The sequence below is a fragment of the Sphingomonas aerolata genome (genome assembly GCF_023935825.1).
GTDB lineage: Bacteria > Pseudomonadota > Alphaproteobacteria > Sphingomonadales > Sphingomonadaceae > Sphingomonas > Sphingomonas aerolata.
Genome location: NZ_CP098762.1, coordinates 1,014,121 through 1,036,113 on the forward strand (window position 1 = coordinate 1,014,121; position 21,993 = coordinate 1,036,113).

At 68.1% G+C, this 21,993-nt stretch carries 22 protein-coding genes; 10 read left to right on the plus strand and 12 right to left on the minus strand.

The features are described 5' to 3' along the window. Nucleotides 1-116: 116 nt before the first annotated feature. Entirely contained in the window at nucleotides 117-848 is a 732-nt protein-coding gene (gene epsC, locus NEF64_RS04790) for a serine O-acetyltransferase EpsC (RefSeq protein ID WP_043158123.1), read from the plus strand. A 9-nt stretch (nucleotides 849-857) separates the two neighbouring features. After that, the gene (locus NEF64_RS04795) at nucleotides 858-1,202 is read left to right on the plus strand and encodes a DUF2794 domain-containing protein (protein ID WP_031395850.1); all 345 of its coding nucleotides are present in this window, start codon (nucleotides 858-860) and stop codon (nucleotides 1,200-1,202) included. Nucleotides 1,203-1,219: 17 nt separating this feature from the next. Here NEF64_RS04795 and NEF64_RS04800 read toward each other — a convergent pair whose 3' ends face one another. From NEF64_RS04800 to NEF64_RS04840, 9 genes are all read right to left on the minus strand, one after another. After that, entirely contained in the window at nucleotides 1,220-2,134 is a 915-nt protein-coding gene (locus NEF64_RS04800) for an SDR family NAD(P)-dependent oxidoreductase (RefSeq protein WP_056406035.1), read from the minus strand. 102 nt (nucleotides 2,135-2,236) lie between these two features. Next, nucleotides 2,237-2,605, minus strand: a complete 369-nt coding sequence (locus NEF64_RS04805) for a hypothetical protein (RefSeq protein ID WP_031395852.1) — start codon at nucleotides 2,603-2,605, stop codon at nucleotides 2,237-2,239. A gap of 156 nt (nucleotides 2,606-2,761) precedes the next feature. Then, nucleotides 2,762-3,454, minus strand: coding sequence for a phosphate regulon transcriptional regulator PhoB (phoB, locus tag NEF64_RS04810; RefSeq protein ID WP_031395853.1), 693 nt, complete (start codon nucleotides 3,452-3,454; stop codon nucleotides 2,762-2,764). A 5-nt stretch (nucleotides 3,455-3,459) separates the two neighbouring features. After that, entirely contained in the window at nucleotides 3,460-4,143 is a 684-nt protein-coding gene (gene phoU / locus NEF64_RS04815; protein ID WP_031395854.1) for a phosphate signaling complex protein PhoU, read from the minus strand. Between the two features lie 14 nt (nucleotides 4,144-4,157). Beyond that, nucleotides 4,158-4,919 (minus strand): phosphate ABC transporter ATP-binding protein PstB, encoded by a 762-nt coding sequence (gene pstB / locus NEF64_RS04820; protein WP_031395855.1) that lies wholly within the window; start codon nucleotides 4,917-4,919, stop codon nucleotides 4,158-4,160. Further along, a complete protein-coding gene (pstA, locus tag NEF64_RS04825) occupies nucleotides 4,919-6,133 on the minus strand; it encodes a phosphate ABC transporter permease PstA (RefSeq protein ID WP_031395856.1) in 1,215 nt (404 codons plus the stop codon). The genes pstB and pstA overlap by 1 nt, the downstream gene beginning before the upstream one ends. An 88-nt stretch (nucleotides 6,134-6,221) precedes the next feature. Further along, complete coding sequence (gene pstC, locus NEF64_RS04830; protein ID WP_056406037.1) at nucleotides 6,222-7,598, minus strand: phosphate ABC transporter permease subunit PstC; 1,377 nt, start codon at nucleotides 7,596-7,598, stop codon at nucleotides 6,222-6,224. Between the two features lie 49 nt (nucleotides 7,599-7,647). Then, a complete protein-coding gene (locus tag NEF64_RS04835; RefSeq protein WP_056406038.1) occupies nucleotides 7,648-8,730 on the minus strand; it encodes a substrate-binding domain-containing protein in 1,083 nt (360 codons plus the stop codon). A 46-nt stretch (nucleotides 8,731-8,776) separates the two neighbouring features. After that, a complete protein-coding gene (locus tag NEF64_RS04840) occupies nucleotides 8,777-10,009 on the minus strand; it encodes an ATP-binding protein (RefSeq protein ID WP_056406039.1) in 1,233 nt (410 codons plus the stop codon). 142 nt (nucleotides 10,010-10,151) lie between these two features. Here NEF64_RS04840 and NEF64_RS04845 point away from each other — a divergent pair, with 142 nt between their 5' ends. The 4 genes from NEF64_RS04845 (at nucleotide 10,152) to NEF64_RS04860 (ending at nucleotide 12,709) form a co-directional block, all read left to right on the plus strand. Further along, the gene (locus tag NEF64_RS04845; protein ID WP_031441639.1) at nucleotides 10,152-10,562 is read left to right on the plus strand and encodes a hypothetical protein; all 411 of its coding nucleotides are present in this window, start codon (nucleotides 10,152-10,154) and stop codon (nucleotides 10,560-10,562) included. 4 nt (nucleotides 10,563-10,566) lie between these two features. Next, complete coding sequence (locus tag NEF64_RS04850; protein ID WP_056406040.1) at nucleotides 10,567-10,854, plus strand: HPr-rel-A system PqqD family peptide chaperone; 288 nt, start codon at nucleotides 10,567-10,569, stop codon at nucleotides 10,852-10,854. Next, the gene (locus NEF64_RS04855; RefSeq protein WP_056406041.1) at nucleotides 10,851-11,711 is read left to right on the plus strand and encodes an HprK-related kinase A; all 861 of its coding nucleotides are present in this window, start codon (nucleotides 10,851-10,853) and stop codon (nucleotides 11,709-11,711) included. The genes NEF64_RS04850 and NEF64_RS04855 overlap by 4 nt, the downstream gene beginning before the upstream one ends. A 71-nt stretch (nucleotides 11,712-11,782) precedes the next feature. After that, complete coding sequence (locus tag NEF64_RS04860) at nucleotides 11,783-12,709, plus strand: nucleotidyltransferase domain-containing protein (protein WP_235516369.1); 927 nt, start codon at nucleotides 11,783-11,785, stop codon at nucleotides 12,707-12,709. 16 nt (nucleotides 12,710-12,725) lie between these two features. Here NEF64_RS04860 and NEF64_RS04865 read toward each other — a convergent pair whose 3' ends face one another. Together NEF64_RS04865 and NEF64_RS04870 are read right to left on the minus strand one after the other, a co-directional pair. Further along, nucleotides 12,726-13,109 (minus strand): hypothetical protein, encoded by a 384-nt coding sequence (locus tag NEF64_RS04865; RefSeq protein ID WP_051916633.1) that lies wholly within the window; start codon nucleotides 13,107-13,109, stop codon nucleotides 12,726-12,728. Further along, on the minus strand, nucleotides 13,106-13,825 hold the full coding sequence (locus NEF64_RS04870) for an HAD hydrolase-like protein (protein WP_031396148.1): 720 nt from the start codon (nucleotides 13,823-13,825) through the stop codon (nucleotides 13,106-13,108). Before NEF64_RS04870 ends, NEF64_RS04865 begins: the two co-directional genes overlap by 4 nt. Nucleotides 13,826-13,899: 74 nt before the next feature. Between NEF64_RS04870 and glmU the strand changes: the two genes are divergently transcribed. Beyond that, nucleotides 13,900-15,258 carry a bifunctional UDP-N-acetylglucosamine diphosphorylase/glucosamine-1-phosphate N-acetyltransferase GlmU gene (gene glmU / locus NEF64_RS04875; protein WP_252574669.1) on the plus strand — a complete coding sequence of 453 codons (1,359 nt, stop codon included), beginning with the start codon at nucleotides 13,900-13,902 and terminating at the stop codon, nucleotides 15,256-15,258. 96 nt (nucleotides 15,259-15,354) lie between these two features. After that, nucleotides 15,355-17,178 carry a glutamine--fructose-6-phosphate transaminase (isomerizing) gene (glmS, locus tag NEF64_RS04880; protein ID WP_252574671.1) on the plus strand — a complete coding sequence of 608 codons (1,824 nt, stop codon included), beginning with the start codon at nucleotides 15,355-15,357 and terminating at the stop codon, nucleotides 17,176-17,178. 12 nt (nucleotides 17,179-17,190) lie between these two features. On the opposite strand, the gene NEF64_RS04885 is transcribed toward glmS, so the two are convergent. Next, on the minus strand, nucleotides 17,191-18,984 hold the full coding sequence (locus NEF64_RS04885; RefSeq protein WP_056406046.1) for a putative bifunctional diguanylate cyclase/phosphodiesterase: 1,794 nt from the start codon (nucleotides 18,982-18,984) through the stop codon (nucleotides 17,191-17,193). A 147-nt stretch (nucleotides 18,985-19,131) separates the two neighbouring features. On the opposite strand from NEF64_RS04885, the gene NEF64_RS04890 reads away from it, so the two are divergent. Together NEF64_RS04890 and NEF64_RS04895 are read left to right on the plus strand one after the other, a co-directional pair. Next, nucleotides 19,132-20,058, plus strand: a complete 927-nt coding sequence (locus NEF64_RS04890; RefSeq protein ID WP_056406047.1) for an ROK family protein — start codon at nucleotides 19,132-19,134, stop codon at nucleotides 20,056-20,058. Between the two features lie 88 nt (nucleotides 20,059-20,146). Further along, complete coding sequence (locus NEF64_RS04895; RefSeq protein ID WP_056406048.1) at nucleotides 20,147-21,982, plus strand: putative bifunctional diguanylate cyclase/phosphodiesterase; 1,836 nt, start codon at nucleotides 20,147-20,149, stop codon at nucleotides 21,980-21,982. The last annotated feature ends 11 nt before the right edge of the window (nucleotides 21,983-21,993 follow it).

Consider the following 21,993-nt stretch of genomic DNA (forward strand, 5'->3'; position numbering starts at 1 on the left):
CATGCCGGGTCGATAATGAGGCCGTCAGCGCAGGGCGTCCGCCGCGGCGTTGCCCCCGCCCGCTGGAAATCGCCCCTGTGAACGCCTAAATGAGCGGACCGCCAAGGGGAATGCGCATGTTCAGCCGGTTAGGGGCTTATCTCGACTCGATCCGGGCGCGTGACCCGGCGCCGCATTCTCGCGCGGAGATCATGCTCTACCCCGGCGTCTGGGCGCTGGGGATGCACCGTATCGCACACCGGCTGTATAGTAGGCAGAATTTCTTCCTCGCGCGGTGCGTCAATCATTTGTCGCGGTTCCTGACCGCGATCGACATCCATCCCGGCGCGACGATCGGTCGCAACTTCTTCATCGACCACGGCTTCGTCGTGATCGGCGAAACCTCGCTGATCGGCGACGACGTGACGATCTATCAATGCGTGACGCTGGGCGGGACGAGCCCAGACAATGGGGTTGCCGGCAAGCGCCATCCGACTATCTCGGACGGCGCGATCATCGGATCGGGCGCGCAGGTGCTCGGGCCGATCACGCTCGGCCGGCGCTCACGAGTCGGCGCGAATGCGGTTGTGACGCGCGACGTCCCCGAGGGCACGACCGTCGTCGGCATCCCGGCGCGCGCGACGACGGTAGAGGGCGGCGCCGCCCCCGAGGCACCTCGCTTCGTGCCCTATGGCACGCCGTGCACCGAGGCCTTCGACCCGGCGACGCAGAAGATGGAGATCATGCGCTGCGAGCTGGAGATGATGCGCAAGCGTCTGGATTCGCTGCTCGCCGATCAGGACCTGTCGACCGATCGCGACGGGCTCCGTCGCGGCCCGGTCGAACAGGATCTGCGCGATCGGGCCTGATCCGTCCTGATGAACAACGTCACGCCCTTCCCGACCCGCAATACCGCCCCCACCCAGATCGGCTTCGATCGGCTCGAACTGATGCGGATCCTCGACCTCTACGGACGCATGGTCGCGGCGGGGCATTGGCGGGACTATGCGATCGATCTCGGCCGCGAGGCGGCGGTGTTCGCCTGTTTCCGCCGCGCGGCCGAACGGCCCGAATTCCGGATCGAGAAACGCCCCGCGCTTCGCAACCGCCAGGGCATGTGGGCCCTGGTCGGCGAAGGCGGGGCGGTGATCAAGCGGGGTCATGACCTCGGCCCGATCCTCGCCCCGGTCGAGCGACGGCTGATGAAGCTCGTCGAAAGCTGAGCCCGCCGGCGCGGTGGTCAGCCGCGCTGGAGCTTCGCCAAGATCGTCATCGCCTGGTCGGCGCCCGATTGCGGGACGATCTCGCCGTTGCGGTCGGTAATCGCCGCCCAGTGGGCCGCCACCCCTTCGACCGACAGGTTCTCGCCCGACAGCAATGCGCCCGGCGTCAGCGTGACATAGGCGGCCTGGAACACGCCCGCGCCGGCGCCGAGGATCATGTTGGTCGGGGCATCCTCCGACACCAGGAAGACCGCGCCCGGCGCGACCTTGTCGGGGGAGAAGGCCTTGAACGCCTCTTCGGGAAAGATGTCCTGCGTCATCCGCGTGCCCGCGGTCGGGGCGATCGTGTTGACGCGGATGTTGTTCTTCGCCCCCTCGATCGCGAGCGTCTTCGTCAGACCGGCAAGGCCGAGCTTGGCGGCGCCGTAATTGGCCTGGCCGAAATTGCCGTACAGCCCGGTCGACGACGCGGTCATCAGGATGCGGCCGTAATTCTGCGCGCGCATCCCGTCCCAGACCGCCTTGGTCGCGTTGGCCGAGCCGTTCAGATGGACGTCGACGACGAAATTGAAGTCGGCGGGCTCCATCTTGGCGAAGCTCTTGTCGCGCAGCACGCCGGCATTGTTGATGAGGATATGGACGCCGCCCCATTTTTCGGACGCACGTGCCACCATCTCGACCATCTGGTCATAGTCGGTGACGCTGCCGCCATTGGCGATCGCCTCGCCGCCCGCGGCCTCGATCTCCTCGACGACCTTCAGCGCTGCGTCAGACTGCCCCGTACCGTCGCGCGAGGCGCCCAGATCGTTGACGACAACCTTTGCACCGCGCCGGGCGAGCTCGAGCGCATATTCGCGGCCGAGCCCGCCGCCTGCGCCGGTGACGATCGCAACGCGGCCAGCAAAACCGAAGGATCCAAAGCTGTCGGACATGGAAAAAGGCGCCCCTCTCTTATCGTGGAGCGCCTTTCCTAGAACGTAAAGCAGTCGGCGCAAGCCGCGGCGTCAGCCACGGCCCGCACCGCTGCGGATCGCTTACTTACCGCCGCGGTTCTTGCAGCCGTCCTTGACGGTGCGCGAGCAGGTTGGATATTCGGCAGGCGCCGGGGTCGGCGGCGTCACCGTCGGCTGACCGAAGACGATGTTCGCACCACCGGGTGCAGCCATCGGGGCCTGGGGCGCTGCGGGCGGCGGCGGTGCCATCGCTGGATCGGCAGGGGCTGCAGGATCGGCTGCCATCGCCGGATCGGCGGGAGCGGCGGGATCTGCGGCTGGCGGTGCCATTGCCGGATCGGCGGGCGCGGTCTGGGCGGCCGGGTCTGCTGGCGGCATCGTCTGCGGCGCGGTCTGCGCGAGCACGGGCGAGGCGAGCAACGCTGCAGCGGCGAGAAGAATGGACTTCATGCGAATCTCCTGAATACTTGGAGCGCAAATTCGTTAGCGCCACGGTTGAACGCACTAAAACCCGCTTGGGTCCTTCGTTTCGCGTCCGATTCTAACCGGCTTGTCTTGGTCCTGCACTAATGACGCGGTCGGCGACCGCTTGCAGCACCCCGAATTTCACCCGCCAGTATCAAGCGAATAGCCAGCCGAGCGCACCGTGCGGATGATATCAGGACGTTCGCCGGTGTTGATCGCTTTCCGCAGCCGCCGGATATGCACGTCGACGGTGCGCGATTCGATGTCCGAATCATGCCCCCACACCGCATCGAGCAGCCGTTCGCGCGAGAAAACCCAGCCGGGATGTTCGAGGAAATGCTTGAGCAGCCGGAACTCGGTTGGCCCGAGTGCGACGACCTCGCCCGAGCGACGGACCTTGTGGCCGACGGTGTCCATCTCGATGTCGGCATAACTCAGTGCCTCGCCGGCAAGCGCGGGGCGGACGCGGCGCAGCACCGCGCCGACGCGCGCGACCAGCTCGCGCGGCGAGAAGGGCTTGGTGACGTAATCATCGGCGCCGGTCTCGAGCCCGCGGACACGGTCTTCCTCTTCCCCACGCGCGGTCAGCATGATGATCGGCACGTTCTGGGTCTCGGGCGCGCGACGCAGGCGGCGACACACCTCGATCCCCGACAGGCCTTCGACCATCCAGTCGAGCAGGACGATATCGGGCACCTTCTCACGCGCGAGCAGCAGCGCCTCCTCGCCATCGGGGGTGTGCGCGATCTCGAAATCCTCGCGCTTGAAATGCCAGACCAGCAGTTCGGCGAGCGCCGCGTCGTCCTCGACCAGCAGCATCCTTGCACGGGCCATGTCGATTACTCCTGTATGCCGCCGCGGTCGCGGTCGGCCATCTGGGTGCCGGTCGCGGCAAAATAGACCATCTCGGCGACGTTGGTCGCGTGGTCGCCGATCCGTTCGAGATTCTTCGCGACGAACAGCAGGTGCGCGACCTGGCTGATCGTCTTTGGATTTTCGACCATATAGGTCACCAGCGTGCGAAAGATGCTGTCGTAGAAATCGTCGAGCGCGGCGTCGCTTTCGACGACGAGCATCGCCGCCTCGAAATCACGCGCGGCAAAGGCGTCGAGCACGTCATGCACCATCTCGCTCGCCATCCGGCCCATGGCGGGCAGGATCGAGATCGGATCGATCCGGTGCTCGCTTTCGATCATCGGCACGCGCTTGGCGATGTTCTTGGCATAATCGCCGATCCGCTCGACCACGCCCGCGATCTTCAGCGCGGCGACGACCTCACGCAGGTCGATCGCCATCGGTGCGCGCAGTGCGATGATCTGCACCGCCAGCCGCTCGACCTCCGCCTCGATCGCGTCGATCTGCTTGTCCGCCGCGCGCACCTCGCGTGCGAGCGCGACGTCGTTGCGCTGGAGCGCCTTCATCGCATTGGCGATCGCGTCCTCGGCGAGGCCACCCATCTGCGAGATGAGGCCGCGCAGGCGGCCGATCTCGTCGTCGAAGACCTTTACGGTATGCGTGTTCATCGATCCCGTCCCCATCAGCCGTAACGGCCGGTGATGTAATCCTTGGTGCGTTCCTCGCGCGGATTGGTGAAGATGGCGGAGGTGTCGCCATATTCGACCAAGGTGCCGAGGTGGAAGAAGGCGGTGCGCTGGCTGACGCGGGCCGCCTGCTGCATGTTGTGCGTGACGATCACGATCGCATAGCGGCCGCGCAGCTCGTGGATCAGCTCCTCGATCTTGGCGGTCGCGATCGGGTCGAGCGCGCTGCACGGCTCGTCCATCAGGATCACCTCGGGATCGACCGCGATGGCGCGCGCGATGCACAGCCGCTGCTGCTGTCCGCCCGACAAGGCGGTACCGCTGTCGGTCAGGCGATCCTTCACCTCGTCCCAGAGACCCGCACGCCGCAGCGACTTCTCGACGATCTGGTCGAGGTCACTCTTGGCACCCGCGAGCCCGTGGATGCGCGGGCCGTAGGCGACGTTCTCGTAGATCGACTTGGGGAAGGGGTTCGGCTTCTGGAACACCATGCCGACGCGTGCGCGCAGCTGGACCACGTCCATGTCGGGGGAATAGATGTCGTGGCCGTCGAGCTCGATCTTCCCCTCGACCCGCGCGCTGGCGACGGTGTCGTTCATGCGGTTGAGCGTGCGCAGGAAGGTCGACTTGCCGCAGCCCGACGGGCCGATGAACGCGGTGACATTGTCCATGTCGACGTCGATCGACACATTGTCGATCGCGCGTTTCTGCCCGTAATAGACGCTGACGTCGCGCGCGGTCATCTTGTGGTTGGTCATCACCAGCGGGTCTCGAATTTGTTGCGGAGGTAGATCGCGACGCCGTTCATCGCGAGCAGGAAGACGAGCAGGACGATGATCGCGGCCGAGGTCTTCTCGATGAAGCCGCGGCTGACCTGGTCGGACCACAGGAAGATCTGCACCGGCAGCACGGTCGCAGGGTCACGCAGCCCCGAGGGCGGCGCGGCGATGAACGCGCGCATGCCGATCATCAGCAGCGGTGCGGTCTCGCCGAGTGCGCGCGCCATGCCGATGATCGTGCCGGTCAGGATGCCGGGCAGCGCGAGCGGCAGGACGTGGTGGAACACGACCTGCACCGGCGACGCGCCGATCCCGAGCGCTGCGTCGCGGATCGATGGCGGCACCGCCTTGATCGCGTTGCGCCCGGCGATCACGATTACCGGCATCGTCATCAGCGCGAGCGTCAGCCCGCCGACCAGCGGCGCCGATCGCGGCATGCCGAAGGTGCCGAGAAACACCGCAAGCCCGAGCAGCCCGAAGATGATCGAGGGCACCGCGGCAAGGTTGTTGATCGAAACCTCGATCAGGTCGGTCCAGCGGTTCTTCGGGGCATATTCCTCGAGATACAGCGCGGACAGCACGCCGATCGGGAAGGCGAGCAGCAATGTGACGATCATCGTCAGCAGCGAGCCCTTGAACGCGCCCCAGATGCCGACCCGCGTCGCGTCGGTCGAATCGGCGGTCGTCAGGAACGTCATGCTCAGCCCGCGCGTCAGCACGCCGCGCGCCTTGAGCCGAGCGACGACCGCCTCCGCCTCAGGCGGGCCATCGCCCTTGGCGGCCATGTCGACCGGGCTGGCGACGGGCACTGCGATCACCGTCTTGCGTGAAAGCAGCCCGGGATCCGCCTTGAGCGCATCGCGTACCGTCACCCACGCGCCGTCCGACAACAGGCCTTCGCCGTCCTTGCCGAACGCGCGCGTCGCGGCGCTGTCGACCGCACCCTCGAGACCGGCACTGGCGAGCGCGAGATCGGCGCCGCGGCTTGTCAGCCGCGCGGGTTCGATCGGCAGTGCGGCGGCGGCGAAATCGATCGGCAGCGCGACGCGCGTCTCGACGAACCCGCTCGCGCCCTGCCACAGCATCGACGACAGCAGGAAGGCGAGGAAGCCCGCGGAGAGCCAGACCGCGGCCAGCCCGGCGAGGCGGAACCGGCGTTCCGCGGCATAGCGGCGGCGGATGCGGCTCTGCATCGCCTTGGTGGTCCAGTCGGTCGGCACGCGCGCGGTGGCGGGCTTCGCCGATGCCGTAGCGTCTGGCGTACCGATGAAGGGGGTGACGCTATTCATAGGCTTCGCGGTACCGTTTCACGACCGTCAGCGCGACGATGTTGAGGAGCAGGGTGACGACGAACAGCGTCAGCCCGAGCGCGAAGGCGGCGAGCGTCTTGGCGCTGTCGAACTCGGCCTCGCCGGTCAGCAGATCAACGATCTGCTTGGTCACCGTCGTCGTGCTGGCGAACGGGTTGAGCGTCAGCGTCGCGACGCCGCTGGCGGCCATCACCACGATCATCGTCTCGCCGATCGCGCGGCTGACCGCGAGCAGGACGCCGCCGACCACGCCGGGCAGCGCGGCGGGGAGCAGCACGCGGCGGATCGTCTCGGACGAGGTTGCGCCCATCGCGAGACTGCCGTCGCGCATCGACGAGGGGACCGCGGCGATTGAATCATCGGCCATCGACGACACGAACGGGATGATCATGATCCCCATCACGAGCCCCGCCGCCAGCGCGCTCTCCGATGAGGCCCAGCTAATCCCGATCCACACCGCGAAATCGCGCACCGCGGGCGCCACCGTCAGCGCGGCGAAATAGCCATAGACGACAGTCGGCACACCCGCGAGCACCTCGAGGATCGGCTTCATCCATTTGCGCGTGGTCGGGGCGGCATATTGCGTGAGGTAGATCGCGCTCATCAGCCCGAACGGGATCGCGACGATCATCGCGATCACCGCGCCGATGAAGAACGTCCCCCAGAACAGCGGCACCGCGCCGAGCGATGCGCCCGGATCGCGCGCGTCGACGACCTGCGGGCTCCAGTGCGTGCCGAACAGGAAGTCGGAGATCGGCACGATCGAGAAGAAGCGCGCGGATTCGTAAAGCAGCGAGGCGACGATGCCGACCGTGGTCAGGATCGCGATCAGCGACGCACCAAGCAGCAGGATCATCACGATCCGCTCGACCCGCGTCCGCGCGCCGAAGCCCGGCCGCACGCGCAGGAACGCGAACGCACCGCCGGCAAAGGTGAGCAACAGCGCGAGCGCGGTCGCGATCCAGTCGTAGCGCGACTGCGCGGCGGCATAGACCGGCGACAGGACGCGCGCGAGCTCGTGGAACGCGCCGAAGCTTCGTCCCTCCGCCAGGCTGCGCGCCTCGGACAGGATCGAGGCCCGGTCGAAGCCGGGCGGGGGCAGCTGCACCGCGGCGGGGCTGGCCAGCACGGTGTCGGTCACGAGTGCGGGTGCGACCATCGACCAGCCGACCAGGAAGAGCAGCGGCGGGATCGCGGTCCACAGCGCGACATACCAGCCGTGATGCGCGGGCAGCGAGCTGAACCGCGCGGTGTTGCCGACCCGGAACCGCGCGGCGCGCATTCGTGCGCTCAGCCACGCGATCAGGCCGAGCCCGAGAACGAGGAAGAAGAGGGCGAGCGCCGACATCAGGCCGTCTCCACCGGTTTCGGGGCGGCGGTCGTGTTCCAGTAGTGCATCACGACAGTACCGCCGGGTCGAGAATCGTCTCGTTGGCGATGATCGCCGCCGACCGGGCCTGGACCGCGGGCGGTGCGGCGATCAGGCCGCGCTTCACCAGCGGTCCGGTCGCGCCCCAGTTGGCGGCATAGAGCTTCAGGAACGTCCGCAGCCCCGGGATCGCGCTGAGATGCGCCTTCTTCACATAGATGTAGAGCGGGCGTGACCCCGGATAGCGATTGTCGGCGATCGTCGCATAGGTCGGCTCGACGCCGGAAATCGCGACGCCGTTCACGTCGTTCTTGTTCTCTTCGAGATAGCTGTAGCCGAACACGCCGATCGCATTGGGGTTGGACTGGAGCTTCTGGACGATCAGATTGTCGTTCTCGCCCGCATCGACATACATCCCGTCCTCCCGGACGCGGGTGCACAGCGCCTTGTGCGCATCGGGATCGGACTTGGCGAGCGGCTTGGCGCTGGGGTCGCTGGCCTCGCAGCCCTTGGTCAGGATCAGCTCGGCGAGCGCGTCGCGCGTGCCGCTGGTCGCGGGCGGGCCATAGACCTGGATCGGCACCGGCGGCAGCGCGGGGTTCACGTCGCGCCACACGCGCGCGGTGTTGGGCCGGCCACCGGGACTGGCGGCGAGCGCCTTATACAGGTCGGTCGGGGTAAGCTGCATCTTCGGGCCGTTCTTCGCCTCGGCGAAGGCGATGCCGTCGATCCCGACCTGGATTTCCAGGATCTGGCCGGCGCCGTTGGCGGCGCAATCCTTATACTCGCTCGCCTTCATCCGCCGCGACGCATCCTCGATATCGGGATGGCCGGCGCCGATGCCTGCGCAGAACAGCTTCATCCCCGCGCCGGTGCCGGTCGATTCGATCACCGGTGCCTTGGCATCGGGATCGTTGGCGACGAGCTGTTCGGCGATCATCGTCGTGAAGGGGTAGACCGTCGACGATCCGACCGCGGTGATCTGATCGCGCGAACCCGCGCCGCCGCCATTCGCCTGATCGACGCATCCGCCGATCAGCGTCGCGCCCGCCAGTGCCGTGACCGCCAGTCCTGAAATCGCCCCGAAACGCTGCACGTCAATTCCCGTCATGCCTGCCCGATAGCGCGGCTAGACCGGATCCTGTGTGACAGTCGCGTTACCGTTTAATGACACGCGACGAATTGGCGGGGCCGGCACCAGCCGGCGGCAGGATCACCGCGACCGTCGTGCCGACCCCGACCTGGCTCGCGATGTCGAGGCGACCGCGATGCCGCTCGACGATATGCTTGACGATCGCCAGCCCCAGTCCGGTGCCGCCGAGCGAACGGCTGCGCCCGGCATCGGCGCGGTAGAATCGCTCGGTCAGCCGCGGGATGTGCACCGCGGCGATGCCGTCGCCCTCGTCGCGCACCGCCAGCCTGACCATGCCGGTCACGTCGCGCGCCAGGGTAATCGTCACCGGCGTCCCCGCACGGCCATATTTCATCGCGTTGCCGACCAGATTGTGCAGCATCTGCGACAGCTGCACGCGGTCGCCCGACACCGGGGGGACGGCGGGCTCGATCGTCGCGACCAGATCAAGGCCGCGATTGCCCGCGCCGTCGGCCAGTTCGGCCCGCACGTCGCCGACCAGAATGGCCAGGTCGATCGGCGTGTCGGGGACGCGGTATTTCTCCGCCTCGATCCGGCTGAGCGAGATCAGGTCCTCGATCAGCCGCAGCATCCGCTTTGCCTCGTCGTCCATCACCTTGAGGAAGCGCGCGCGGATCGCCGGATCCTCGCCCGCTTCCTCGCTCAGCGTCTCGATGAAGCCGAGGATCGAGGCGAGCGGCGTGCGCAGTTCGTGGCTCGCATTGGCGACGAAATCGACGCGCATCCGTTCGGCGGCATAATTGCCGGTCTGGTCAATCAGATGGACGATGCGCTGGCCGTCGGACAATTCGCCGACGCGCATTTCCCAGCGCTGGTCGCGGGTGCCAAGGCCGACCAGCTCGATCGGCGGAGTCTCGCCCAGCGCGGCGGGGGACGACAGCGCTTCGGCCGCGGCGGGGTGGCGGATCGCCACGCGCGCATCGTCGCCGATGATGTGTTCGCCGAGCAGCGCACGCGCGGCGCGGTTGGCGAGCACAACGCGGCCGTCGCGGACCAGCAGCACGGGCTCAACGATCAGGTCGAGCGTCTCGTCGAGGATCGCCGGATTGACCGGCGCGGGATCGGCGGCGGCGGGCGGCTCGTCCCCGGTCCCGGCGGCGACCAGTGCGGCGGCGATCCCGCCGACCAGCGCGACCAGCCCCGCCTGGATCGACGTGCCGATCGCGAATACCGCGATTGCGGCACCACCGGCCACAATGATCGCCCAAAAGGTGCGCAGTCCAAATCCGGTCAACATGCGCGCGTGTCTAGGCCAGTCGCTGCCCCGCGCGCCAGCCCGTCCCGCAGCGGCACAGCGCCGGCCCCATCGCCCCCTGCAAAGCCCGGTTGCTTGCGCGAGGTTCATGATTGTGAAAGGGCATGATGCTAGCGGAGACCCGATGAGCGACGACACGCGCCCCGACACCGATCCGATCGAGACGACGCCGTCGCGGCGCCGCGTCCTGACGCTCGGCGCGGTCGGTGCCGCTGCGGTCGTGTCGATCCGTCCGGCGCTGGCGCAGACCGCGGGATCGGTGCTCAATTGCGACATTCCGGTGCCCGATGCGGGCCGCGCAGGCAGCTTCATCGATGCGCAGGGCAAAATCGTGCCATCGGGGACCAAGGGCGCGTTTGCGGGCGCCAGCCGGCCATTCAAGGGCGAGGAGGTCCGGCGCGTGCTCAACAGCGGCGGCCAGCTGCCCGGCACCGATTCCGAACGCAGCCGCGCCTATGTGAACTATATCCGCCGGTTGCAGCGCGGCCAGGGCGGCTTCACCTGCTTCGCCTCGTTGCAGATGCCGCGCGGCTGAGGCCGTGGACGACGCCGCACCCGGGCCGATCTACCGCGCCGACCCGCCGGGCGGGCTGGTCGTCACGCCGCTCGACGCGTTTACCGCGGTCTATCACCGGCGATCGGGCATGACTCACCTGCTGACCGAACCCGCGCCGCAGATCCTGGCGATCCTCGGCGAGGCCGGGCTGTCGCTGGACGCGCTGCTCGACCGGCTGGCGGACGACTATGATCTCGCCGACGCCACAGCTTCGGCGCTGGCGGCGCGGCTCGACGAGCTGGTCGCCGCCGGGCTTGTCGCAACGTCGTGAGACACGCCTTCGCGCTGCGGATCGGTCCGATCGGGTTCCGGATCGGATCGGACTGGCGCGCGCCGATCGACCAGCTGCGCAGTCTCTACCGCGATTATCCCGCGCCGCAGGACGGGGTGGCGGATTACACCGTCCGTCTCTTTGCACGTCGACCCTGGCGGCGGTGGCTTCGCCCGTCGGTCGAGATCGGCGGCGATTACATGCTGCCCGAGGCCGCGCCGCTGCCGCTGCGGCACGGGCTGCTGGCCGCCGAAATGGCGATGAACCTCCAGATGGCGCTCGGCGCACGCCGCCACCTGTTGCTCCATGCCTCTGCGGTCGAACGCGATGGCCGGGCGGTGCTGATGACCGGGGTGTCGGGTGCGGGCAAATCGACGCTGGCGACGCTGCTTGCGGCGCGGGGCTGGCGGTTCATGGGTGACGAATTTGTGCTGCTCGACCCCGCGACCGGGCTGCTCCACGCGTTTCCGCGGCTGATCAGCCTGAAGAATGCGGCGATCCCGGCGGCCGAGGCCGCCTGGCCAGACGCGCGGATGGGGCCGCTGATGGCGGCGACTCCGAAGGGCGATATCCGTCACATGGTCCCTGATGCGCGTGCGATCGCCGCGATGGATCGGCCGGCGACCCCCGCCTTGCTGCTGTTTCCCCGCTACGGCGATGCGGCGGCGGTCCGGCCCGTGCCGCCTGCCGAGGCGTTCGTGCGGATGACGCAGGCCTCGACCAACTATGTCGCGCTCGGCGAGCCGGGATTCACCGCGATGACGCGCCTGATCGCGCAGGTCCCCGCGGTCGCGATCGACTATCCCGACGGTGCCAGCGGGGTCGCGCAGGTCGAGGCGTTATGCGCGGCGCTGTGACAGACCTCCCGCATACCGTGGCGGCGGACGCACGCCTGCTCGCCTGTGCGCTCGCCGATCCGGGACGCGTCATGGCGCTCGGCGCGGAAGGCTGGACCAGCCTGCTGACGATCGCCCGCGCCGAACAGCTGATCGGGACGCTGGCGCTGCGTCTCGACGGTCTGCCGCTGCCGCGCGCGGTCGAGGCGATCCTCGGCGATGCACGCGCCGCCGCGGAACAGGGCCGCCGCGCGGCGCTGTGGGAGGCGGAGATGGCGCGGCGCGCGCTTGCACCGCTCGGCTGCCCGGTCGTGCTCCTAAAGGGGACGGCCTATGCCGCGGCGGGACTGCTCGCAGGGCAGGGCCGGTCGATCGGCGATCTCGACATCCTCGTGCCGCGGGCGGCGCTCGACCGGGTCGAGGCGGCGGTGCTCGGCGCGGGGTGGGAATGGGTGAAGCCCGACCCGTATGACGACGCCTATTACCGGCGCTGGATGCACGAACTGCCGCCGCTGATCCACCGCGAGCGCGACCGGATGATCGACGTCCATCACACGATCCTGCCGCTCACCGCGCGTGTCACGCCCGATCCCGAACGGCTGATCGCGGACAGCGTGCCGCTCGGCAACGGCCTGCGCACGCTGTCGCCCAACGGCATGATCGTCCATGCCGCCGCGCATCTGTTCGCGGACGGCGACCTGGCGGGCGGCCTGCGCAATTTGTGGGACATTCGGTGTCTGGTCGAGGAGTTCGGCACCGAGGGGCTCGCGGAAGCGGCGGCGCGGCATGGTCTGCGCCTCCCCGTCGCGCGCGCGCTGCGCCTCGTCGATGGGCTGTTCGCCGGGGGCCGGCTGGCGGGCAGCGACCGCCTCTGTGTGCGGCGGCTGACCGCGCGCGACGGCTGGGGGCGGCCGACCCGCCCGGTCACGCGGCTGGCCTTCTACGTCCGGTCGCACGCGCTGCGGATGCCGCCGGCGATGCTCGCGCGCCATCTGTGGACGAAGTGGCGCAAGGCGTGAGCGCCCGCGCGGGGGATCAGTGCAGCGTGCGAAGCCGCGGCGGCCGTGTCCGCCGTACCATCGCGATGATCGCGACGACGACGGCGATCGCGATCGTGTCGGCGATCCAGTCGCGAATGTCGCAGTCGCGGTGCAGCGACGGGATCGACTGCGCCACCTCGACCATCGCGCCGAGGAAGGACAGGCGTTCGAGCACCTTGCGTCCGCGCGCAGCGGGATAGGCGAACGACGCCAGCGCGGCGAGCGTCGCGAAGGCCAGCATGTGCTTAAACGTGTCGCCGAACTGGTCGATCGGCAGGTGCGGCGGCTTGGGGAGCAGTGCCATCGTCACGGCGAAGACGATCGCCAGCGCCAGCGCGATCTTGAAGAACCCGGTCAGGTCGCGGTCGCGGCCGTTCACGCTGCGGTGCGCCGGGCGAGGTCGTCGAGCGCAGGGATCAGCGCATCGAATCCGTCGATCACTGCCTCTGCCCCAAGCTCGTCGACCGGCTGCATCAGAAAGCCGAAGCTGCACGCGATCGTCGGCAACCCTGCCGCCTGTCCCGCCTGGATATCGAAGATCGAATCGCCGACGAACGCCGCGCGGGGGGCGGCACCTTGCGCCCCGGCGCGCTTCGCGTCCGCCACCACGGCGCACTGGCGCACCATTTCGAGGATCGGCATCGGCGACGGCTTGCCCTCCGCCATCGTGTCGCCGCCGAGGATGCAGGCGAACCGGTCGGTCAGGCCGAGTTCGTCGAGCACGGTGCGCGCGAATCGTTCGATCTTGTTGGTGACGATCCCGATCGTGACACCGCGCGCCGCCAGCGCGTCGAGCGCCTCGATCACCCCGGGATAGGGCCGTGTCAGCACACAGATATGCGCCTCGTAATAGGCGAGCAGCGCGGCGTGCAGCCGGTCGAGCATCGCCTCGTCATAGCCGCCGGTCGCGGTCAGCCCTTGTTTCAGCATGTGCCGCGCGCCGCCGCCGATCATCGGCTTGACCTGTTCGACGCTCAGCGCCGGCCGGTCCGCAAGCGCGAGTGCATGATTGACCGCCGCGGTCAGGTCGCCGCTGGTGTCGAGCAGGGTGCCGTCGAGATCGAACCCGACGATATCGAATGAAAAATGCGTCATCGCCGTGATGCCTGCCAGCGCGGCTATGGAATTGGCAAGGCTTTCGTGGCAGCGGTCCTTCCATGACGACGCATATGCACGACCAGTCCATCGCGGTGATCATCCTGGCGGCCGGCAAGGGCACCCGGATGAAGTCCGACCTGCACAAGGTGCTGCACCCGATCGCGGGGCGGCCGATGCTGCACCATCTCGTCGCGAGCGCGGCGACGCTGCACCCGGCGCGCACCGTCGTGGTGACGGGTGCCGGGCGCGAGCAGGTCGAGCGTGCGGTCGCCCCGCTCGGGATCGCGACGGCGCTTCAGGCCGAACAGCTCGGCACCGGCCATGCCGTGGCGCAGGCGCGCGCCGCGCTGGCCGGGTTCGAGGGCGATGTGCTCATCCTCTATGGCGACGTGCCGCTCGTGACCGCCGCGACGATGCAGCGGATGATCGACCGGTTGCACGGCGACGACGCGCCCGCAGCGGTGGTGCTCGGTTTCCGTCCCGCCGATCCCGGTGCCTATGGTCGCGTCATCGCCGATGCCGCCGGGCGGATCGACCGGATGGTCGAATATAAGGACGCCTCCGACGCCGAACGCGCCGAGACATTGTGCAATTCGGGGCTGATGGCGGTCCATTCGCGCGACCTGTTCGCGTTGCTCGCGCGCGTCGGCAACGACAATGCGGCGGGCGAATATTATTTGCCCGACATCGTCATGCTCGCCGCCGCCGACGGCCGGGCCTCGGCGGCGATCGAGACGGGCGAAGGCGAAGTGGCGGGCGTCAACAGCCGCGGCGAGCTCGCCGCGGTCGAGGCGGCCTGGCAGGCGACGCGCCGTGCCGCCGCGATGGCGGACGGCGCGACGCTGATCGCGCCCGACACGGTCTGGTTCGCGCACGACACGCTGCTCGGACGCGACGTGACGATCGAGCCGAACGTCGTCTTCGGCCCCGGCGTTCGCGTCGCGGATGGTGCGGTCATCCATGCCTTCAGCCATGTCGAGGGTGCGGTGATCGGCGAAAAGGCGGACGTCGGCCCGTTCGCGCGCCTGCGGCCCGGTGCGGATCTCGGTGCCGGATCACGCGTCGGCAATTTCGTCGAAGTAAAGAAGGCGACGATTGGCGTCGGCGCGAAGGTCAATCATCTGAGCTATATCGGCGATGCCGAGATCGGCGCGCGCGCGAACATCGGCGCGGGCACGATCACCTGCAATTACGACGGCTATTTCAAATATCGTACCGTCGTCGGCGAGGACGCGTTCATCGGCTCGAACTCCGCGCTGGTCGCGCCCGTGACCGTCGGCCGCGGCGCGATCGTCGCGGCGGGGTCGGTGCTCACGCGCGACGTCGACGCCGACGCACTTGCGCTCGTCCGTCCGCCCCAGGTCGACAAGCCCGGATGGGCGGCGCGGTTCCGCGAAATGATGGTGGCCCGGAAAGCCGCCAGACGGTGACGCCCCGCGCGACCGATCGCGCGCGGCTCCCGACTGGACCAGGATCATGCGGAGCGTGTCGCACGCCTCGCTCGACAAGACGAATGGATAGATAGCATGTGTGGCATCGTGGGAATCCTGAGCAATGACGCGGTTGCCGAGCGGTTGCTCGACGGTCTCAAGCGGCTCGAATATCGCGGCTATGATTCGGCCGGCATCGCGACCGATCATGACGGCGCGATCGAGCGCCGGCGCGCATCGGGCAAGCTGGTCAACCTGGCGAACGAGCTCGCCGCGCATCCGCTGCCCGGCAGGACCGGGATCGCCCACACGCGCTGGGCGACGCATGGCGGGCCGACCACCAACAATGCGCATCCGCACGCGACCGGCGAGGTCGCGGTCGTCCACAACGGCATCATCGAGAATTTCAAACCGCTGCGCGACGAACTGATCGCGCGCGGGCGGACCTTCACCAGTGAGACCGACACCGAAGTCGTCGCGCACCTGATCAGCGAGAAGGTCGAGGCCGGCAGCGATCCGATCTCGGCGGTGCGCGAGATCCTGCCGCGGCTGCACGGCGCGTTCGCCTTAGCGATCCTCTTCCGCCAGCATCCCGATCTGCTGATCGGCGCGCGGCTCGGCTCGCCTTTGGTCGTTGGCCACGGCGAGGGCGAGATGTTCCTCGGGTCGGACGCGCTCGCGCTCGCGCCGCTGACTCAGCGCATCGCCTATCTCGACGAGGGCGACTGGGTCGTGCTGACGCGCGACGGCGCGCAGGTCTATGACCGCGACAACGCGCCCGTCGAGCGCGCGATCACACTGTCGGGGATCACCGGCGAGGTAATCTCGAAGGGCAATCACAAGCATTACATGCTCAAGGAGATCTACGAGCAGCCGATCGTCGTCGCACAGACGCTGCGTTCGTATCTGAAGCGGATGGAGGGCGAGGTCTCGCTGCCGATCCCCGAATTCGACCTGTCGACCATCAAGCGCGTCACGATCGTCGCGTGCGGGACGAGCTTCTATGCGGGCATGGTCGCCAAATACTGGTTCGAGCAGTTCGCGCGCGTCCCCGTCGACCTCGATGTCGCGTCCGAGTTTCGTTACCGCGCGCCGGTGATGGAGGAGGGCGGCCTCGCGCTGTTCATCTCGCAGTCGGGCGAGACCGCGGACACCTTGGCCGCGCTGCGCCATGCCAAGGCCGAAGGGCAGAAGATCGCGGTCGTCGTCAACGTGCCGACCAGCAGCATGGCGCGCGAGGCGGACCTGTTGCTGCCGACGCATGCCGGCCCGGAGATCGGCGTCGCCTCGACCAAGGCGTTCACCTGCCAGCTTGCGGTGCTCGCCGCGCTCGCCGCCAATCTGGCGCGCGCGAAGGGCCTGCTGACTCGCGAGCAGGAGCGCGAGATCGTCCGTCACCTCGCCGAGGCGCCCGCCGCGCTCAACGGCGCGCTGGCCTATGATGAGGCGATCGAGGCGATGGCGCACACCGTCGCCGGCGCGCGCGACGTGCTGTATCTCGGCCGGGGCACGGATTATCCGCTCGCGCTCGAGGGGGCGCTGAAGCTGAAGGAAATCAGCTATATCCATGCGGAGGGCTATGCCGCGGGCGAGATGAAGCACGGCCCGATCGCGCTGATCGACGAACATGTGCCGGTCATCGTCATCGCACCGTCGGGGCCGTTGTTCGACAAGACCGTCAGCAACATGCAGGAGGTGATGGCGCGCGGCGGCAAGGTCGTGCTGATCAGCGACTATGACGGCATCCAGGCGGCGGGCGAGGGCTGCATGGCGACGATCACCATGCCCAAGGTCCACCCGCTGATCGCGCCTCTGGTCTATGCGGTGCCGGTCCAGCTGCTCGCCTATCACGTCGCGGTGCTCAAGGGGACCGACGTCGATCAGCCGCGCAACCTGGCGAAGTCGGTCACCGTCGAATAAGGGCGCCGCGGCTCAGGCCGCCTCGCGGTGGGGCAATGGCGGCATCTGGTCGTCGCCGTTGAACCGCGCGATCCAGGGCAGGACGTCCTGCGCTTCGAGCGGGCGGGCGAAGACATAGCCCTGTGCCTCGTCGCACGCCATCCGCGTCAGCGTGTCGACGGCGCCGACGGTCTCCACGCCCTCGGCCACCACGCGGAAACCGAGCTTCTTCGACAGTGAGATCATCGTCGCGATCACCGTCCGGCTGCGGGCGTCGTCGGTGTCGAGCGGGTCGACGAACGACTTGTCGATCTTGACCACGCTCGCGGGCAGCGTCTGGAGATAGGCCAGGCTGCTGTGGCCGGTCCCGAAATCGTCGATCGCGACGCGGACCCCGGTCGCCGCCAGCGCATCGAGCCTGGCGAGCGACTGCGCCGAATTCTCCATCATCGCGCTTTCGGTCACCTCGACTTCGAGCATGTCGGGCGCGACATTGTGCGTGTCGAGCGCCGCGGCGATTGCCGCGACGAGTCCGTCCTCGTCGAGATTGGTCGCCGAGATGTTGATCGACAGAGGCAGCGAGACGCCACACGCCTGCCACGCCGCCAGCTGACGCAGGGCGGTGTCGAGGACGAATGCGGTGGTCGGCTTGGCCAGCGTGGTCCGTTCGACGATCGGGATGAACTCCGCGGGCGATACGTCGCCCAGCGTCGGGTCGTTCCAGCGCAGCAACGCTTCCGCCCCGACGCAGCGACGTGATCCGAGGTCGATCCGCGGCTGATAGACCAGGCGGAGCGACGCGCCGTCCTCCAGCGCGGTGCCGAACGCGCTGAGCAACACGATATTGCGCCGGTATTCGGAATCGTTCGACGTCGCATAGACGCTGATCAGGCTGTCCTTGGCCTGCGCATCCTGTGCGGCGCTATGGGCCGCGCGCAGGATTTCCTGTGACCGGATCGCGCCCAGCGTCACGGGGACGATCCCGGCCGCCATCGTCGTCACGAACCGCGCGATCGAGCCCGCGGCACTGACCGCGAGCCCGGCGCTCACCACGTCCAGATAGCCGGGCATGGTCGCACCCGGCGCGGACAGGAAGGCAAACTGGGTCGCGGCCACGTGATAGAGCGTTCGCGCGGATCCCAGTTGCTCGCGCAAGGTCCGCGCCGATTCCTTGACGAGCGTTTCGATATAGCCGGCGCCCATCACCCGGATCAGCGCATTCAGCTGGTCGGCGCGCGCGAGGTCGAGCAACACGACGAAGCGCTGCTCGCCGGGCGTGTCACCCGCTAGGTCGTCAAGATCTTCCAGAAACCGGAAGCGGTTGGGCAGTGCGCTGACCGGATCGACCCGCCCGACCGCATGCTGGAGGTCGATCTGTGCCATGACCATCGCCGCAAGGTCGGTCAGCGCGGCAAGCTCCTCGGGCGAGGCGGTTCGGGGTTCGGCGCCCAGCACGCAGAGCGACCCGAGCCCATGGCCCTCCCGCGTGATCAGCGGCGCACCCGCATAGAAGCGGATGCCGGACTGCGCGAGCGGGCTGTTGGCATAGAAGCCGTCGGCCGCCAGGTCGGGTATCACCAGACCCTGCGTCGTCTCGGCGACCTCCGCGCACGGGGCCTTGGCCCGCGCGATGTGGTCGTGCGTGATTCCGACGCGCGACTTGAACCATTGCCGGTCGGTATCGGTCAGCGAGATTGCGGCGATCGGCAGCCCAAAGATCTGGCCCGCCATCCGGGTGATGCGATCGAAGCTTTCGCTGGCGCTGGTGTCGAGCAGGCGCAATTGGCGCAATGCATCAAGCCGTGCCGCCTCTTCATACGCGCGCATTTCTATGCTCCAGTCGCCAGCATTATGCGCAACGAGTCGACTTGCGCGATAGACTTATGTTGTTAACATGGAGTAAATTACAGCAACTTGACGGATCTGCCCCGCCGGACGAATTGCTGCAGCCAAAGCATTGGTTTGGGGACAGGGATGAGTGAAATACCATTGGTGGCCGGGATCGAACTTGGCGGGACCAAGTGCATCTGTATCCTGGCGCGAGGGCCCGATGCGATCGAGGAAATCGTACGAATTCCGACAACTCGCCCCGATGAGACGCTTGCCGCGATCGAAGCCGTGCTCGACCGCTGGACCGGTTTCGTCGCAATCGGGATCGCAAGCTTCGGCCCGGTCGGGATCGACCGGCGCGGTGGTGACTACGGCCATATCACCTCGACGCCCAAGCCCGGTTGGGCGGGGACCGACGTCGCCGGGCGCCTGCAGCGTCGCTATGCGGTGCCGACCGGCTTCCATACCGACGTCATCGGCGCGGCGCTGGCCGAGGCGCGCTGGGGTGCGGCGCAGGGCTTGGCGGATATCGCCTATGTGACGGTCGGCACCGGGGTCGGCGCAGGGCTGATCGCGGGGCATCGACCGGTCGACGGCCTGATGCATTCGGAACTCGGGCATATCCGGCCGGTCCGAACGCCGGGCGACGACTGGATCGGCAGTTGTCCATTTCACGGCGCCTGCCTCGAGGGGCTCGTGTCGGGGCCGGCGATCGCCGCGCGGCTCGGCCATCCCGCCGACGAGGCCCCCGCCGATCATCCGGTCTGGACGGGCGTTGCGGAGGCGCTTGGCCAGTTGTGCCACACGCTCGTGCTCACCGGCATTCCGCGCAGGATCGTCATCGGTGGCGGCGTGATGGGCGCCGGTCACCTGTTTCCGCGGGTCCGTGCCGCGCTGACGCGCAGTCTCGGGGGGTATATCGCATTGCCCGAGCCGACGCTGGTCGATACGTTCGTCGTACCGCCGGCACTCGGCGGCAATGCCGGCCCGCTCGGCGCGATTATCCTTGGTGGCCAAGCGCTTGGTGACTCGGTCGGAGGGTCGGGAAGCTCGGCCTTCATGTCATATTAATTACAGATGCCTACCCACCGGGCCGCGCGATAGGGCCTGGAAAACCGCTTACACGGGCGGGGTCAGGTATCGCGAGGAACGGTGTCCGATGCGTATTCTGATTGTCGACGACGAACCCGGAGTTCATGACGACTACGCCCGTGCGATACTCGGGACGGAACCGGCGGCGGCTGACCCGCAGGCCGACGCGTTTTCGATAACCTCCGTCGGGACCGGCGTCGACGCGATCGCCGCGGTCGAATCCGCAATCGCCGAGACCGCGCCGTTCGCGGTCGCCTTCCTCGATCTGCAGATGGCGTCGGGGCTCGACGTCTGCGAGACGGCGCGCCGGATCCGTGAACTGGATCCCGACATCAATTTCGTGATCGTCACCGCGCTCGACGGTGCCTCGCTCGCTGGGATCGCCAAGGTGGCCGGGCCGGTCGACAAGGTCTTCCATATCGCCAAGCCGTTCGTCGGCGCCGAGCTGCGCCAGACCGCGCTGGCACTGACGCAGCGCTGGCAGTTCGACCATGACTGCAACGCGGTGCGTGCAGCGCTCGTGCGGCAGGTGGCGCAGCTCGAGGTCCGGGCTGCCGAGCTGGCGGCCAATGAAAGCCGTGCGATCCATCTGGCGACGCATGATTCGCTGACCGACGCGCCCAATCGGCTGGCGTTCCTCCGCGCGCTTGCCGAACGCACCCGCGCGGACGGGTGGTTCGCGACGGTGATGATCGATCTCGACCGGTTCAAGCTGGTCAACGACACGCTGGGGCATCTTGCCGGCGACGCGCTGATCCGCGAGATCTGCGCGATCCTCGGCCGGTCCTCGCCCGACGGCGCGCTGGTCGCGCGGCTCGGCGGCGACGAATTCGGCGTGTTGTTCAGCACTGCGGACGAGACCAGCGCCCTGCTCGCCTGCGAACGGATGATCGCGGCCTGTTCGGTCAGCCTCCAGGTCTTTGGCAGTTCCGTCCAGGGCGGCGCCTCGGCCGGGCTGGTCGTGACGCATGGCGGGCAGGGCAGCGACCCGGTCGACGTCATGCGGCGGGCCGACCTCGCGCTCAACGATGCCAAAAGAAGCGGTCGACGCATGGCGCGCGTGTTCGACGAGAGCATGGACGAGGATATCCGTTTCCGCCGGCGCGTCGAAAGCGGGCTCGGCGAAGCGATCGCGAACAACGAACTCAGCCTGGTGTTCCAGCCGATCGTGTCGCGCGAATCGATCGAGGTGGTCGGGTTCGAGGCGTTGCTGCGCTGGAACACGATGGCTTACGGCCCGATCAGCCCGGGCCTGTTCATGCCGATCGCGGAGGAATCGAACCTCATCCACGATCTGGGCGACTGGGTGCTGCGCAACGCGCTCGCGGTCCTGACGCAGTGGCCGGGTCAGTATGTCTCGGTCAATTTCAGCCCGCGACAGTTCCGGCGCCACCATTTCGTCGACTATGTCAGCGAGAGCGTCCGCCGTGCCGGGGTCGATCCCAGCCGGTTGCAGATCGAGATCACCGAGACCGCGATCTTCGACGATGCCGAGCGTGCGGCGGAGACGCTAGGCGCGCTGCGCCGCATGGGGTTCCGCATCGCGCTCGACGATTTCGGGACGGGCTATTCGAGCCTGCACAACATCCGCACCTTCGCGCTCGACTGCCTGAAGATCGACCGCAGCTTCATTGAGGGGATGGGCCGCGAGCGGGAAAGCGCGGCGATCGTTCATTCGATCATCAGTCTGGGGCGCGCACTCGGCATCGGGGTCATCGCCGAGGGCGTCGAGACCGAGGCGCAGGTCCAGGCCTTGCGCCTGGCGGGGGCCAGCCATCTCCAGGGCTTCTTCTTCTCGCACCCGGTGCCTGCTGCGATCGCCCGGACCATGGCGGAAGCACGCGGTCTGGGTGGGGATCCCGCCGCGGCGCCCCGCGTCATGGCACCCCCGCAGGGCGTCTGACCCTACACCCG

Excerpts from the sequence above, each read along its gene's own strand:
- epsC (WP_043158123.1), top strand. The coding sequence starts at position 117 with ATGTTCAGCCGGTTAGGGGCTTATCTCGACTCGATCCGGGCGCGTGAC.
- NEF64_RS04795 (WP_031395850.1), top strand. The coding sequence starts at position 858 with ATGAACAACGTCACGCCCTTCCCGACCCGCAATACCGCCCCCACCCAG.
- NEF64_RS04800 (WP_056406035.1), bottom strand. The coding sequence starts at position 2,134 with ATGTCCGACAGCTTTGGATCCTTCGGTTTTGCTGGCCGCGTTGCGATC.
- NEF64_RS04805 (WP_031395852.1), bottom strand. The coding sequence starts at position 2,605 with ATGAAGTCCATTCTTCTCGCCGCTGCAGCGTTGCTCGCCTCGCCCGTG.
- phoB (WP_031395853.1), bottom strand. The coding sequence starts at position 3,454 with ATGGCCCGTGCAAGGATGCTGCTGGTCGAGGACGACGCGGCGCTCGCC.
- phoU (WP_031395854.1), bottom strand. The coding sequence starts at position 4,143 with ATGAACACGCATACCGTAAAGGTCTTCGACGACGAGATCGGCCGCCTG.
- pstB (WP_031395855.1), bottom strand. The coding sequence starts at position 4,919 with ATGACCAACCACAAGATGACCGCGCGCGACGTCAGCGTCTATTACGGG.
- pstA (WP_031395856.1), bottom strand. The coding sequence starts at position 6,133 with ATGCAGAGCCGCATCCGCCGCCGCTATGCCGCGGAACGCCGGTTCCGC.
- pstC (WP_056406037.1), bottom strand. The coding sequence starts at position 7,598 with ATGTCGGCGCTCGCCCTCTTCTTCCTCGTTCTCGGGCTCGGCCTGATC.
- NEF64_RS04835 (WP_056406038.1), bottom strand. The coding sequence starts at position 8,730 with ATGACGGGAATTGACGTGCAGCGTTTCGGGGCGATTTCAGGACTGGCG.
- NEF64_RS04840 (WP_056406039.1), bottom strand. The coding sequence starts at position 10,009 with ATGTTGACCGGATTTGGACTGCGCACCTTTTGGGCGATCATTGTGGCC.
- NEF64_RS04845 (WP_031441639.1), top strand. The coding sequence starts at position 10,152 with ATGAGCGACGACACGCGCCCCGACACCGATCCGATCGAGACGACGCCG.
- NEF64_RS04860 (WP_235516369.1), top strand. The coding sequence starts at position 11,783 with ATGGCGCTCGGCGCGGAAGGCTGGACCAGCCTGCTGACGATCGCCCGC.
- NEF64_RS04870 (WP_031396148.1), bottom strand. The coding sequence starts at position 13,825 with ATGACGCATTTTTCATTCGATATCGTCGGGTTCGATCTCGACGGCACC.
- glmU (WP_252574669.1), top strand. The coding sequence starts at position 13,900 with ATGCACGACCAGTCCATCGCGGTGATCATCCTGGCGGCCGGCAAGGGC.
- glmS (WP_252574671.1), top strand. The coding sequence starts at position 15,355 with ATGTGTGGCATCGTGGGAATCCTGAGCAATGACGCGGTTGCCGAGCGG.
- NEF64_RS04885 (WP_056406046.1), bottom strand. The coding sequence starts at position 18,984 with ATGCGCGCGTATGAAGAGGCGGCACGGCTTGATGCATTGCGCCAATTG.
- NEF64_RS04890 (WP_056406047.1), top strand. The coding sequence starts at position 19,132 with ATGAGTGAAATACCATTGGTGGCCGGGATCGAACTTGGCGGGACCAAG.
- NEF64_RS04895 (WP_056406048.1), top strand. The coding sequence starts at position 20,147 with ATGCGTATTCTGATTGTCGACGACGAACCCGGAGTTCATGACGACTAC.